At 35.6% G+C, this 15548-nt stretch carries 11 protein-coding genes; all 11 read left to right on the forward strand.

Features of this window, described 5'->3' with window-relative positions:
- Positions 1-15: 15 nt before the first annotated feature.
- The 11 genes from BUE22_RS20590 (at position 16) to BUE22_RS20640 (ending at position 15542) form a co-directional block, all read left to right on the forward strand.
- Positions 16-753 (forward strand): SDR family NAD(P)-dependent oxidoreductase, encoded by a 738-nt coding sequence (locus BUE22_RS20590; RefSeq protein WP_073397882.1) that lies wholly within the window; start codon positions 16-18, stop codon positions 751-753.
- Positions 754-869: 116 nt separating this feature from the next.
- Positions 870-2039, forward strand: coding sequence for a mannonate dehydratase (gene uxuA, locus BUE22_RS20595; RefSeq protein ID WP_089075931.1), 1170 nt, complete (start codon positions 870-872; stop codon positions 2037-2039).
- A 123-nt stretch (positions 2040-2162) separates the two neighbouring features.
- Positions 2163-3278, forward strand: a complete 1116-nt coding sequence (locus tag BUE22_RS20600) for an endo-1,4-beta-xylanase (RefSeq protein ID WP_073397884.1) — start codon at positions 2163-2165, stop codon at positions 3276-3278.
- Positions 3279-3559: 281 nt separating this feature from the next.
- On the forward strand, positions 3560-4993 hold the full coding sequence (locus BUE22_RS20605; protein ID WP_073397885.1) for an MFS transporter: 1434 nt from the start codon (positions 3560-3562) through the stop codon (positions 4991-4993).
- A 24-nt stretch (positions 4994-5017) separates the two neighbouring features.
- On the forward strand, positions 5018-6052 hold the full coding sequence (locus BUE22_RS20610; protein WP_073397886.1) for a glycoside hydrolase family 43 protein: 1035 nt from the start codon (positions 5018-5020) through the stop codon (positions 6050-6052).
- A gap of 36 nt (positions 6053-6088) precedes the next feature.
- Positions 6089-6796, forward strand: coding sequence for an NUDIX hydrolase (locus BUE22_RS20615; protein WP_073397887.1), 708 nt, complete (start codon positions 6089-6091; stop codon positions 6794-6796).
- Positions 6797-7155: 359 nt separating this feature from the next.
- Entirely contained in the window at positions 7156-8166 is a 1011-nt protein-coding gene (locus BUE22_RS20620) for a GntR family transcriptional regulator (protein WP_073397888.1), read from the forward strand.
- Between the two features lie 3 nt (positions 8167-8169).
- A complete protein-coding gene (locus BUE22_RS20625) occupies positions 8170-9654 on the forward strand; it encodes a xylulokinase (RefSeq protein WP_073397889.1) in 1485 nt (494 codons plus the stop codon).
- 4 nt (positions 9655-9658) lie between these two features.
- Entirely contained in the window at positions 9659-10984 is a 1326-nt protein-coding gene (xylA, locus tag BUE22_RS20630; protein WP_073397890.1) for a xylose isomerase, read from the forward strand.
- 271 nt (positions 10985-11255) lie between these two features.
- Positions 11256-11912 (forward strand): fructose-6-phosphate aldolase, encoded by a 657-nt coding sequence (gene fsa, locus BUE22_RS20635; protein WP_073397891.1) that lies wholly within the window; start codon positions 11256-11258, stop codon positions 11910-11912.
- A gap of 537 nt (positions 11913-12449) precedes the next feature.
- Positions 12450-15542: a SusC/RagA family TonB-linked outer membrane protein gene (locus BUE22_RS20640; RefSeq protein WP_073397892.1), complete on the forward strand. Its 3093-nt coding sequence runs from the start codon at positions 12450-12452 to the stop codon at positions 15540-15542.
- The last annotated feature ends 6 nt before the right edge of the window (positions 15543-15548 follow it).

Below are 15548 nucleotides of genomic sequence, written 5' to 3' on the forward strand. Positions count from 1 at the left end.
TTCAAATTAAAAAATATGAGCACAAAAACAGCAATTGTAACCGGAGGAAATTCGGGTTTGGGTTTTGCAACAGCAAAGAAATTATGCGATAACGGTATTAAAACCTATATAATTGGAAGATCAAAAGAAAAAACAGAAGATGCATGTAAGGAAATTGGCGAAAATGCCATTCCGGTTATTTATGATTTAAATGATTTGGGCGGAATTCCAACAATGATTGAAAAGCTAACCAAAGAAAACCCGATTGATATTTTGGTAAACAATGCCGGAATCAATCTAAAAAAAGAGTTTACAGATGTTACCGATGAAGATTTTCTATCAGTAATTCACACCAATCTTTTGAGTGTTTTTGCCGTGAGTAAAGCCGTTGTAAAAAACATGAAAGAAAATAATGGCGGAAGCATCGTTAATATCAGTTCGATGGCATCGCAATACGGGATTCCAAAAGTAATTGCCTATTCAGCCAGTAAAGGCGCAATCGAATCGATGACCAGAGCCATGGCGGTCGAACTGGCACCGTTTGGTATTCGTGTCAATTGCATCGCTCCGGGATTTATAAAAACAAAAATGTCTTCGGCAGCACTTGATAATGATCCTGAAAGAAAAAACAAAGTCTTGGGAAGAACGCCAATGGGCTTTTTAGGAGAACCATCAGACATTGCCGATGCCGTTTATTATTTCGCCCTGAGCGAATCAAAATACACAACCGGAACTGTCTTGCCTGTTGATGGTGGAAATAGTATTGGGTTTTAAGAACCTATGAAATTGCTCGCAAAGTCGCCAACTTATTTAAAATAAAGCTTAAAAAAGAAAAAACTTTGCGACTCTGCGACTTTGCGAGATTAAAAAAAATACTCAGTATGATAAAAATGCAGCAAACAATGCGTTGGTTTGGACCAAATGACAACGTAAGTTTATTAGATATAAAACAAGCCGGAGCAACCGGAATTGTTACCGCTTTGCATCAAATTCCTGTTGGCGAGATCTGGACGGTTGAAGATATTAAAGAAAGACAGCAAATTATAAGAAACGCAGGTTTAGATTGGACAGTTGTAGAAAGTTTACCGGTTCATGAAGAAATAAAACGCGCTACCGGAAATTATCTGCAATACATTGAAAACTATAAAATAAGCATCAAAAATCTGGCAGATTGCGGTATTAAAATCATCACGTATAATTTTATGCCAATTTTGGACTGGGTTCGAACAGAGCACAATTTTATTAATAAAGATGGGAGCAAAGCACTATTATACAATCAGGAAGCTTTTATTTATTTTGATGTTTTTTTGCTGAAAAGACCCAATGCTGAAAATGATTATTCTGATAAAGAAAAAGAAAATGCATTAAAGTTTGGAGATAAACTTTCTGAAGACGAAAAAGACTTACTTTTTAAGAATGTTTTATTGGGATTGCCTGGAAGTAAAATCAATTTTACGGCAGAACAAATCCTCTCTTTATTAGATAATTATGCCAATATTGATAATCAAAAACTAAGAGAAAACCTGATTTATTTTTTATCAGAAGTTGCTCCGGTAGCTGAAATGCATGATGCTAAATTAGCCATTCATCCTGATGATCCGCCGTTTTCGGTTTTGGGATTGCCCAGAATTGTTTCTACCGAAGAAGATATTAAAGCTATTTTGAATGCCGTTCCTTTTAATTCGAATGGATTGTGTTTTTGTACAGGTTCTTTGGGAGCAGATCCGAAAAATAATCTGGAGAAAATTATAGATGATTGCGGAGACCGAATTCACTTTTTACATCTTCGAAACACCTTCCGCGAAAGCGAAACTATTTTCAGAGAATCAGAACATTTAAACGGTGATACCAAAATGGAAAGGATAGTCGAGAAAATTTTACTGCTAATGAATTCCACAAAAATAAGTCTGCCAATGCGTCCCGATCACGGTTTTTTGCATGAAGTGGATAAAGACAAGGAAACATATCCCGGCTATTCCTTAACAGGAAGATTAAAAGGTCTTGCTGAGTTAAGAGGATTAGAAATGGGTATTGCTTATAAGCTGAAAGAATTGGCGTAAGCAATCATCGAAAGAAGTAAGAAGCAATAGTTTAGAAAATAGAAAATAGAATAAAGAAGCAAGAATTACTAATAACTAAGTACTAACAACTACATACTAACTATTAACCTTAAACCACATAAAATGAGATTACTTAACCGCTCTCTACTGCTTTTGTCTGTTGTAGTTTTAAACAGCTGTAATGCACAAAAAGAAAAAGAAGTTGTTTCCTTAAAAGACAGCTATAAAAATGATTTTTATATTGGAACTGCCCTGAGCGCTGATCAGATTGAAGAAAAAAACGCTAACGAAGATTCCTTAATCGAAAGAGAATTTAATGCGATTACAGCAGAAAATATCATGAAATCGATGTTTATTCATCCACAAAAAGATAAATACGACTTTGCTCTCACGGATAAATTTATTGCTTACGGAGAAAAGAACAAAATGTTCATTCACGGTCATACTTTGATCTGGCACAGTCAGTTGGCGCCATGGATGCAAAAAATTAAGGACAGCACAGAAATGAAAGCTTTCATGAAAGATCATATCACGACAATTGTTTCCAAATACAAAGGCAGAATAGATTCGTGGGATGTGGTAAATGAGGCTTTAAATGAAGACGGAACTTTAAGAAAATCAATTTTTCTGGACAAACTTGGAGAGCAATATCTTGTAGACGCTTTTAAATTGGCTGCTGCTGCAGACCCTAAAGTTGATTTGTATTACAATGATTATAATAATGAAGAACCAGCAAAAAGAGCAGGAAATATTGCATTAATTAAAAAAATCAAGGCAGGCGGAGGCAAAATTGATGGAGTAGGGATTCAGGCGCATTGGAAATTGGGTTATCCATCATTAGAAGAAATTGAAAAAAGTATTTTAGAGTATTCTGCCCTTGGTGTCAAGGTTGCTTTTACAGAACTTGATATTTCGGTTTTGCCAAATCCAAAGGATTTTAGTGGTGCCGATGTAAACCAAAAATTTGAAGGAGATCCTAAAATGAATCCATATCCTAAAACACTTCCGGATTCTGTGCAGGTTAAACTGGCAGAACGTTATGCTTCGATTTTTAAATTATTTTTAAAATATAAAGACAAAATTAGCCGCGTTACGTTTTGGGGCGTTCACGATGGACAATCTTGGTTAAACGACTGGCCTATAAAAGGTAGGACAAATTACCCATTGTTATTTGATAGAGACTTAAAGCCCAAAAAAGCGTACAACAGCGTAATCCAATTAAAAGAAATAAAACAATAAAATTTTCTCGTAAAAAAAACTTTTTTTTGCGAAGTACACAACCGAATGCGTATTTTGTTTGATTTAATGAAATAATTAAATACGCACTTGCGAATTCTGTTTTTTTATATAATTTTACACAACCGATTGTTTTATCAAATTTGTCATTTTGAGGAACGAGAAATCATATAATACAGCCATGTAATACGTCGCTCTCTGTATGTTATTTTTGTTTCTCAAAATGACAAAAAAATAGATACCTTTTCAGGAATCAACTAACTAAAAAAATAACCACACCAAGAATGAATTACATTTCACAAAAATTATCCATTAAAGAAAAAATCGGCTACAGTTTAGGTGACCTCGCGGCAAATTTGGTTTTCCAGACCCTGATGACGTATCTCGCTTATTTTTATACAGATATCTACGGCTTATCGCCAACAGATTCTTCTATAATTATGCTAGTCGTGGGTTTAATTGCGGCTTTTGTTTTCAACCCGATTATTGGTGTTTTGGCAGACAGAACACGCACAAAATGGGGAAAATTCAGACCTTGGATTTTGATAACTGCAATTCCGCTTAGTGCGATTGCCTTACTGGCTTTTACAACGCCCAATTTCTCTTACCACGGAAAAGTAATTTATGCCGTTGTTACTTATACTTTATTATTGCTTTTTTATGCGAGTAATAATTTGCCATATTCTGCTTTAAGCGGAGTTATTACAGGCGATATGGGCGAAAGAAACAGCATGTCGGCGTACCGTTTTGTGGCTGTAATGTTTGCGCAATTCTTCGTTCAGGTTTTTATGCTGGGCATTATTAAAAGTGCCGGAAATGGCGACAAAGCCATTGGTATAGAAAAGGTAATGACCGTTTTAGCGATCATCGGAACCATCATGTTGTTAATCACATTTTTAACTACGAAAGAACGTATTATTCCAAAACCGGAACAAAAATCAAGTATTAAAGAAGACTTAAGCGATTTGATGAAAAACAAACCGTGGGTCATTATGTTAAGTCTTACCACATTGGTATTCATTACATTGGCAATGAAAGGCGGTTCTTATGTATATTATTTTGAAAATTATGTAGACAAAGATCAGCTGGCGATTTTTATCCAGCCCATTTTGGATGTTTTATCCACTTTAAAACTGAATTACTTTGGGAGCGATCCTGTTTCTGCCGGTTTCGGATTGTTTAATGCTGGCGGAATTATCTTCATGATTGTTGGAATAACTTTATCTAAAAGTCTGGCTGATAAATACGGAAAACGAAATATTTTCGGATTGTTTTTATTCATTTCGACCCTATTTATTATTGCATTTTATTTCTTTCCGGCAAACGCCATCAGCTTTATGTTTTTCTCACAAATACTGCACGGATTTTTCTACGGAATAACGATTCCGCTTTTGTGGGCGATGATTGCAGATGTTGCCGATTATTCAGAATGGCTGAATAACCGTCGCGCAACGGCTATTATTTTCTCAGCCATGATGGTGGGTTTAAAAGCCGGATTGAGTATTGGCGGCGCTTTAACCACTTCGTTTTTAGGCTTTTTTGATTATGTGCCAAATGCTTCGGGTCAAACTGCGATTGCTATAAACGGAATCAAATTATTGGTAAGTATTTTTCCCGCGATACCTTTTTTAATTGGCGTTACGCTATTATTTTTCTATAAAATCGATAAAAATATGGAAGTGCAGATTGAATCTGATTTAAAAGAAAGAAGAACTTAATTATTTTATAAAACAAAAACGACTATGCCTGAAGATAGTACTGAACAAATTAATTTCGAGCAAATTAATAAAAAAGCCATTTCGCAGCCTTTGGTTTCGCATATTTATACCGCAGATCCGTCGGCGCATGTTTTTAATGGTAAAATTTATATTTATCCGTCGCATGATATTGATGCCGGGATTCCGTTTAACGATAATGGTGATCATTTTGGAATGGAAGATTACCATGTTTTTTCGATGGAAAACATTAATGCAGAAACAGTTGATAACGGAGTTGCGCTTCATGTTGATGATGTGGCCTGGGCCGAAAAACAAATGTGGGCACCGGATGCGGCCTGTAAAAACGGAAAGTTTTATTTGTATTTTCCGGCGAAACGTGCTAACGGAATTTTCCAGATTGGCGTTGCAATAAGTGATTCACCAGTTGGGCCTTTTTTGCCTGAACCAGAAGCTATTAAAGGAAGTTATAGTATTGATCCTGCTGTTTTTGAAGATGCAGATGGAAAACATTATATCTATTTTGGAGGTATTTGGGGTGGACAGCTTCAAAAATACAGAAACAATACCTACGATTCAAATCAGGAAGAACCTCTTGCAAATGAACCTGCTTTAGGACCAATTGTAGCCTTGCTTACAGACAATATGCTGGAGTTTGCAGAAGAACCAAAAGAGATTAAAATCCTTGATGAAAACGGAGAAATTTTATTAGCCGGAGACAACGACCGACGTTTTTTTGAAGCTTCGTGGGTGCATAAATATAATGACAAATATTATTTTTCGTATTCAACAGGCGATACGCATTTTATTTGTTACGCGATTGGAGACAGTCCGTATGGGCCGTTTACGTATCAGGGGCGCATTTTGAATCCGGTTGTGGGCTGGACATCGCACCATTCTATCTGTAAAGTTGAGGATGACTGGTATTTGTTTTACCACGATTCGAGTTTATCAAAAGGCGTAACGCATTTGCGAAGTATGAAAGTAACTAAAATTGATTATCTCGAAGATGGTTCAATTATTACAATAGATCCGTACGGGATCAGAAGATCAGGAGATTAAGGAAAAGAAAAGTAATATGTTTAAATTTTATTTTCTATGAAAAAGGGAGATGAAAATGTTAGAAAAATCGCCAAACAATATATTACAAACAAAATAGAAATTGATTGTGTCATATTCAATTTTGAAAACAACAGTCTTAAAGTTTTATTGGTAAAACAACAAGACAATGAAGGAGTTATAACGTGGGGACTGGCGAATGATTACATCAAAAAAGGTGAAACAATTTTGAGTACAGCCCATAATATTTTGAAAAATTACATTAACGGCGATCAATTTTTCTTAGAGCAATTAAAGGCATTTAGTTATCAGTCAGACTCTTCGTTGCAGGAAGACATTTCGATCGCATATTATGCTTTGGTAAAACGCGATAACAGCAAAGATGATTTGTTTAATGCTGATGTTAAATGGATTGGCATTAATGAAATTATCGGTTTAAACGATAAACACAAAATTATATTAGATTTTAGCTTAAAAGAATTACGCAAAAATATCTGCAAAAGCGCGGTTGGTTTTAATTTATTGCCGGAGAAATTTACCCTTTTGCAGGTTATCAATTTGTATGAAGAAATTTTAGGAATCGAGATTAATAAATCAAATTTTAGAAGAAAGTTATTGCAGACAGGAATTGTACATGACTCGAATGAAAAGGAAGAAGATGTTTCGCACAGAGCTGCAAGGTTTTACAGTTTGAATTTGCAAAATCAGGAATTGTTATCACAGAGAGAAATAAATTTTAATTTTTAAGGAAGTGTTTTGTCTGGTCTTGATTACGGGTGCGTGAGGGATAGCAGCGAAAAGCCCACAGCCTGACGAAGGAAGTGCGAGGACTTGCAGCGAATAGCCCGACCCGGAGGGACACGCCCAAATTATTTTTATTGTTTAGATAATAATTCAGAGAATATCAATAATAATTTGAATAGTCCCAACGGGACGTCATATTTATAGAATTGGTATTTTAATTTATATAGAAACCCCAGCGGGGTGGCATCTCTAGGAAATATCGCTCCTTTGGAGCTTTGAAAACATAACAATTTAGGACGAAAAAGTATTTTTTTATAAAGTTGGATTCACTACTTTAGCATACCAGAACAGAACGGAACAGTATGCTAAAAGAAGAACAGGAAAAATTTGTATTTGTTATCAATCACGATAGTGATGTTCCGAAATACCAGCAGTTGGTAAACGGAATTAATAATGCTATTGCGGAGAATATTTTGCAAAAGGGGGATTTGCTTCCGTCTGTAAATGCGATTTGTAAAGAAAATCAGTTGTCGAGAGATACGGTTTTTAAAGCATATTCAATTTTAAAAGATCAGAATGTCATTGATTCTGTGCCGAATAAAGGCTATTATGTTTCGGGAGAAACCAGAAAAGTGCTTTTGGTTTTAGACACATTTAAGGCGTATAAAGAGGTTTTGTATCATTCGTTTGTCAATAATTTGCCGGATAATGTGATTACAGATGTTCAGTTTCATCATTATAATATAGATGTTTTTAAAACGATCATCAATAATAGTGTTGGGAAATATTATAAATACGTGGTGATGAATTTTGATCATAAAGAAGTAGCGCCAACATTATCAGCTATTTCGAATGATAAATTGCTTTTGATTGATTGGAATATTCATTCGAAAAAAGAAAATAATTATGTTTTTCAGGATTTTGGAAAAGCGTTTTACAGTTCATTGAAAGAAGCCGCTGATTTGTTTAGAAAGTATAAAAGCATCCATTTTATTTATCCGGATTATACAAATCATCCCAAAGAAACCTTACAGTTTTTTAAGAAATTTTGCGCCGATTTTAATTTTAAAAATGAAATTATTACCGATGCCAAAAAGTTTAATATCGAAAAAGGAATTGCGTATATCAGCATAAGCGACAGGATTTTAGGTCACTTTTTAGAGCAATGCAAAGAGAAGGATTTAGAGCCTGGGGAAGATGTTGGTTTTTTGTCGTATAACGAAACACCAATGAAGAAATTTATATACAAAGGAATTTCGGTCGTATCGACTGATTTTAATGCAATAGGAACAAAAGCGGCCGCATTTATTACGCATGATGAAGTGATGCAGAGTTATGTGCCAACAAATTTAATTTTAAGAGAATCATTATAAGTTATGTATTATATAGGATATGATATTGGAAGTTCGTCTGTAAAAGTAGCTTTGGTTGAAGCTGAAACAGGGAAAAAAATAATTGTTTTGAATGAACCTCAAAACGAAATGGAAATTGTTGCCCTTCATTCTGACTGGGCTGAACAAGATCCTGAAATTTGGTGGCAGCACATTTGCACAGCCACAAAAAGAGCGATTCGTGAGGCCAATATTGAAGCTTCAAAAATTACGGGAGTTGGTATTTCGTACCAAATGCACGGATTGGTTATTGTGGACAAAGATGGAAATGCGCTTCGAAATTCGATTATTTGGTGCGACAGCCGTGCGGTGGAAATTGGTAATGAGGCTTTTGCCGAAATTGGAGAACAAAAATGTATGGAGCATTTATTGAATTCTCCTGGGAATTTTACGGCTTCGAAACTAAAATGGGTCAAAGAAAACGAACCTGAAATCTACAGCAACATTTACAAATACATGCTTCCGGGCGATTATATTGCGCTAAAATTGACGGGAGAAATTACCACTACAAAAAATGGTTTGTCTGAAGGAATGCTTTGGGATTATAAAGAAAACAAAGTGGCAAACTGGCTTTTGGATTATTACGGAATCGATCCATCTTTGACGCCGGATATTGTTGAGAATTTCACGAATCAGGGAATTTTAAACGAAAAAGGAGCGAAAGAAGCAGGACTTCTTGTTGGGATTCCGGTCGTTTACAGAGCGGGAGATCAGCCTAATAATGCCTTGGCTTTGAATGTTTTGAATCCGGGAGAAGTGGCTGCTACGGGAGGAACTTCGGGTGTATTTTATGCCGTTAGCGAAATGTCTTCCGGAAAAAGTACACGCGTCAACAATTTTGTACATGTTAATTACGAAGAAAAAACACCAAGAGTTGGAAAACTTTTAAACATAAACGGAGCCGGAATTCAGTACCGTTGGCTTCGTAATAATATGGGTGACGAAACCTACGAATCGATGAACCGTAAAGCGTCTAAAATTGATGTAGGTTCTGATGGTGTTGTCGTGATTCCGTTTGGAAATGGCGCAGAACGTATGTTCAACAATAAAAACATCGGAACACACTTTTTAAATCTCAACTTAAATATTCACAATAGCGCACATTTGTTCAGGGCTTCTCTTGAAGGAATTGCTTTTTCGTTTGTGTACGGAATGGAATGTTTAAAGGATGATAATGCGACGATAAATGTAATTAGAGCCGGAAATGATAATTTGTTCCGTTCGGAGATTTTTTCGAATACGGTGGCAACTTTAATCGGACACGAAATTGAAATTTACAATACAACCGGCGCAGTTGGAGCGGCGAGAGCAGTGGGTTTAAAAGATGGTGATTACAATAAATTTGGTTCAAGTATTACGACCAACGATCACGTAATGACCTTTTTACCACTAAAAAATGCAGAACCGTATGCAAAGGCTTATGCAAAATGGAAACAAGAATTAGAATTAATATTAACACATAAAAAATAAAGAAATGGTAGTTTTAGGCAATAAAGAATATTACAAAGGCATTGGCCAGATAAAATTTGAAGGCAAGGAATCTGATAATCCGTTGGCATTTAAATATTACAATCCGGAGCAGGTTGTTGCGGGAAAAACAATGCGAGAGCACTTTAGATTTGCGATTGCATACTGGCACACGTTCTGCGGACAAGGAAGCGATCCGTTTGGACCGGGAACTCAGAATTTTGCGTGGGATCAGTCATCAGATCCAATTCAGGCAGCAAAAGATAAAGCGGATGCTGCGTTTGAATTTATCAGTAAAATGGGATTTGATTATTTCTGTTTTCACGATTATGATTTGATTGCTGAAGGACCAACTTTTGCCGAATCTGAAAAACGTTTGGCAACTATTACAGAATACTTAAAACAGAAAAAAGCAGAATCGGGAATTAAATTGCTTTGGGGAACTTCAAACTGTTTCTCAAACCCAAGATTTATGAACGGAGCAGCAACAAATCCAGATTTTAATGTCGTTGCAAGAGCTGGCGGACAAGTAAAATTAGCACTTGATGCTACGATTGCTTTAGACGGAGAAAACTACGTATTCTGGGGCGGAAGAGAAGGTTATATGTCTCTTTTGAATACAGATATGGGGAGAGAATTAGATCACATGGCACAGTTTTTAACGATGTCAAGAGATTATGCAAGATCACAAGGTTTTAAAGGAACTTTCTTTATCGAGCCAAAACCTATGGAACCATCAAAACACCAATACGATTTTGACTCGGCTACAGCGATTGGTTTCTTAAAAGAATATGGTTTAGATAAAGATTTCAAAATCAATATTGAAGTAAACCACGCAACTTTGGCACAACATACTTTTCAACATGAATTGGAAGTGGCTGCAAAAGCAGGAATGTTAGGAAGTATCGATGCTAACAGAGGTGATTACCAAAATGGCTGGGATACAGACCAATTCCCGAACAACATTCAGGAAACTACAGAGGCAATGCTTGTTTTCTTAAAAGCTGGCGGATTACAAGGCGGTGGTGTAAACTTCGATGCCAAAATCAGAAGAAATTCTACTGATCTTGAAGATGTTTTCCTTGCGCACATTGGTGGTGCAGATACTTTTGCAAGAGCATTATTGACTGCAGATAAAATTATTACTTCTTCTCCTTATGAAAAATTAAGAAAAGAAAGATATAGCTCTTTTGATTCTGGAAAAGGAAAAGATTTTGCTGATGGAAAATTAAACCTTAAAGATTTGTATGAAATTGCCAACCAAAATGGTGAATTGTCATTGCAAAGCGGTAAACAAGAATTGTTTGAAAACATTATCAATCAATATATATAATCAAAGTGATAGTTATAGAAGGTTAAAAACTGAAATAACTATTTTGATAAACATTCTGTGTGTATAATCTTTGTCAAAGTTTTAAACTTTGACAAAGATGTGCGCAACAACTATTAGCTGTTAGAGGTAGTTTTGTCATTCCGAGGAAACGAGGAATCTCAGGAAGTAGCTCTACAATCAAATATGTCAATCTTTGTCGATGTTGTAAGCGGAGATCCTTCCTTCGTCAGGATGACAAACTAAATACTAACCAAATTAAAACCACAAAAAAATGAAATTTTTTATTGACACAGCCAATTTACAAGACATTAAGGAAGCGCAGGAAATGGGCGTTCTGGACGGTGTAACAACAAATCCTTCGTTGATGGCGAAAGAAGGAATTACAGGAAAAGATAATATTTTAAAACATTACCTGGACATTTGCAATATTGTAGATGGCGATGTTTCTGCAGAAGTTGTTTCGACAGATTTTGACGGAATGGTAAGAGAAGGTGAGGAACTTGCCAAACTTCATCCACAAATCGTGGTTAAGTTACCAATGATTGGCGATGGCGTAAAAGCATGCAAGTATTTTTCATCAAAAGGAATTAAAACCAATGTTACCTTAGTGTTCTCTGCAGGGCAGGCGTTACTGGCAGCAAAAGCAGGCGCTACCTATGTTTCTCCGTTTTTAGGAAGACTCGATGATATTTCAACAGACGGAATGCATTTGATTGAAGAGATCCGAGAAATTTATGATAATTACGATTACCAAACTCAGATTCTCTCTGCTTCGATCAGACATACAATGCACATTGTAAATTGTGCAAAAGTTGGATCGGATGTTATGACGGGTCCTCTTTCTGCTATTAAAGGATTACTTAAACATCCGTTAACCGATATTGGATTGAACCAATTTATTGAAGATGCTAAAAAAATGAAATTATAATATTCTTACTGCCAGTTTAGTACGTCAATTTTTACTGATTTTACTGAATTTCAATTTTTAGAAAAGCTCCTTTTGAATTTAATTCGAAAGGAGCTTTTTTTAATTTTATAACAACCGATTGCTTTTTCTGTTGTTCTGATTACTTTTCAGAACTAAATATTTAATGATTAAGAGCAAATACACTGATCTATTACCTTTTAGTTTTCTATTTTAACAATATTTTTACATTAAAAAATTACTATTTTTGAGTAAAAGCATGATCGTTTTTACTTTTTTTATTTTTTATGCTTTTTTTAACTAAATAGAAGTTATGCAGCAATATTGTCAAAATTAGGAGTAAAAATAATTCTAATAATAACTATTATGTATTATTTTAGTCTTAAAATTATTTAGAATGTTTTTTAAAGTATGTTTTTTTATTGATTGTTTAAAAAAATAACAAACAACCGATTGTGTATTAGTTGCTTTTCTTTATATTTGTTATAAGTACACTTATTAACTAAACCAATCAAATTTTAACTATCTAAATCAATTTTTATGACTAACTCTTTTGTTACAAGTAAAGCAAAGCATCTAAAATGTTTTTGTTTTTTGATCTTAATGTTTGCGTTTTCACTCCATTCGAGTGCGCAGACAAAAGTTACCGGAACCGTATCAGATGCAAATGGTCCAATTCCGGGGGCTAATGTAAATTTAAAAGGAACTAAAACTGGTGTAAGTACTGGTTTTGACGGTACTTATACTATCGATGTCCCATCCAATGGTATTCTTGTTTTCAGTTTTATAGGTTTAAGAAACAAAGAAGTAGCTGTAAACGGACAAAGCAAAATTAATGTAAGTCTTGAAGAAGATTCTGCTCAATTAAAAGAAGTAGTTGTTATCGGGTACGGAACGCAAAGGAAAGAAGCTGTAACGGGATCTGTAGCTTCTATTGGAGGCGGTGAATTAAATCAAGTTGCTGCTGCCAACGTAACGCAGGCTTTACAAGGAAGGCTCGCGGGTGTTGACTTAACTCAGACTTCGACCAAACCGGGAGCAGCAATGCAGATACGCATACGTGGAACCAGATCTTTAACAGGGAGTAATGATCCTTTAATTGTTTTAGACGGAGTTCCGTTTGCAGGTTCAATCGGAGATATAAATCCTGTTGATATAAAATCTGTAGATGTTTTAAAAGATGCCTCTGCAACTGCTATTTATGGTTCACGTGGAGCAAACGGGGTTATATTAATTACAAGTAATAAAGGACGTAAAAATCAAAAAGCTACTTTTAACTATAATGGATTTAGCGGTATCAAGCAGGTTTTTGGGAAATATGATATGATGGATGCTGCTAAATTTGGAGCACTTCGTGATTATTCAACTTTATATACAGATGGTATTGATGAGTCAAGAAGCACCAATACAGACTGGCAGGATTCACTTTACGGAGCTGGCGAAATGATTAGTCATGATGTAAGTGTTTCAGGAGGTAGTGAGAACGGAGCTTATAATGCAGGTTTAGGATATTATAAAGAAGAATCAGTTTTACCTGGTCAAAAATACGAGCGTTTTAGCTTAAGAGCAGGTTTAGATCAGCAATTAGGAAGCTCTTTTCGTATGGGATTTAATACCAATAGCAATTATTCTGTTACCAACGGAGATAACATTGGTACAGGTACTGTTTTAGGAACCTCTCCTTTGGCAAATCCATATAATCCGGACGGATCTTTGAAAAGAACCGTGAGAATGGGTGCTGATGAAAACTGGGTTTACACCAGAGAATCTATTAATAATCTTGGCGAGTCTTATGTGAACCAGACAAGAGCTTTTAGTTCGTACAATAATATTTTTGCTGAAGTAAAAATACCGGGAGTTGAAGGTTTGAAATATCGAATGAATACCGGATTGAATCTACGCTTATCAAATGGCGGTTACTATGAAGGACAAGGTGTTTTTGATGTAAATCCAACCACGATATCAAATGCATGGATTAGCAATACATTATCAACACAATGGCTTATTGAAAATTTGATTTCATACGATAAAACTTTTGCTGAAAAGCATACCGTAAATTTTGTGGGATTATATTCAAACGAGCAATTTACAGGAAATACTTCAAGAATCGCCAGAAACGGAATTACTTCTGATGCATTTCAGTTTTACAACTTGGGTCAGAGTGAAGAAGAAGCGGTTATAAACCCTGCAGATCAGGATTATACACAATGGGGTTTAAGTTCTTATATGGCAAGGGCAATGTATTCTTATGACAATAAATATTTTATTTCGGGAACAATTCGTTCAGACGGTTCGTCACGTTTATCAAAAGGAAATAAATGGGTTACGTATCCGGCGGTTTCTGCAGGATGGACAGCTTCTAATGAATCTTTTATGAAAAATCTTTCATGGGTTAATCTTGTAAAATTACGTGTAGGATACGGTGAAACTTCTAATCAGGCTGTAGATCCATATCAAACTTTGGGGGCTTTAAGTACAAGACCTTATAATTTTGGAAATACAAATTCTACAGGTGTATATGTTACAACACTACCTAATCCGGATTTAGGATGGGAATATTCGACAACATGGAATTACGGACTGGATTTCGCTTTCCTTAATAATCGTTTATCAGGTACCATCGAATATTATAAAACAAATACAAAAGATTTGCTGCAACGCGTAAATCTTCCGGCAACATCGGGCGTGAGCAGTTATGTGGCAAACGTGGGTGAAACTGAAAATAAAGGATATGAAATTGCCTTAAACGGAGTTATTCTTGATAATCCAAAAGGATTGAGCTGGACCGTTGGGGTTAATTTCTATGCCAACGAAAACAAGTTGGTTAAACTTGCGTCGGGAGCGCAAAGAGATGAGGCAAATTCCTGGTTTGTAGGTTATAATATCAACTCTATTTACGATTATGAAAAAGTAGGAATCTGGCAGGAAGGCGATCCATACATGTCAATATTAGAGCCAGGACCAACCGGTATCAACGCTCAGGGAACAGTAGTAGGATCTATTAAAGTAAAATATACAGGAGATTTTAATCCGGATGGTTCACCAACTCGTGCCATTAATACAAGCGACAGACAAATTATAGAAACTGACCCGGACTTTCAGGGAGGTTTTAATACGAACTTAACATATAAAGGTTTTGATTTTTCTGCCGTAGGAGCTTTTAAAAGCGGTGGTGTTTTAATCAGTACACTTTACGGAGGAAACAGTTACCTGAATTTACTTAACGGAAGAAGAAGTAATGTTGATGTAGATTACTGGACTCCGGATAACAGAGATGCTGAATATCCAAATCCAAGAGGTATTAGAAGTGGTGATAACCCAAAATACATTTCTACGATGGGATATTTTGATGCATCTTATGTAAAAATCAGAGCATTAACTCTTGGATATACTCTAGATCAGGAATTTATGAGAAGTTTAGGGATACAGAAGCTGAGACTTTATTTTACAGCGCAAAATCCGTTTGTACTTTTCTCTCCTTACAATAGAAAATCAGGAATGGATCCTGAAACAAATTCTTTTGGAGATGAAAATCAGGCCGTAACAGGTACTTACCAACGTAGATTTACGGTTATTGGAACAAATACACCTTCAACCAGAAACTTTTTATTCGGACTTAATTTCACATTTTAATCAAGA

It is taken from the genome of Flavobacterium pectinovorum (assembly GCF_900142715.1).
GTDB classification, from domain to species: Bacteria; Bacteroidota; Bacteroidia; order Flavobacteriales; family Flavobacteriaceae; genus Flavobacterium; species Flavobacterium pectinovorum.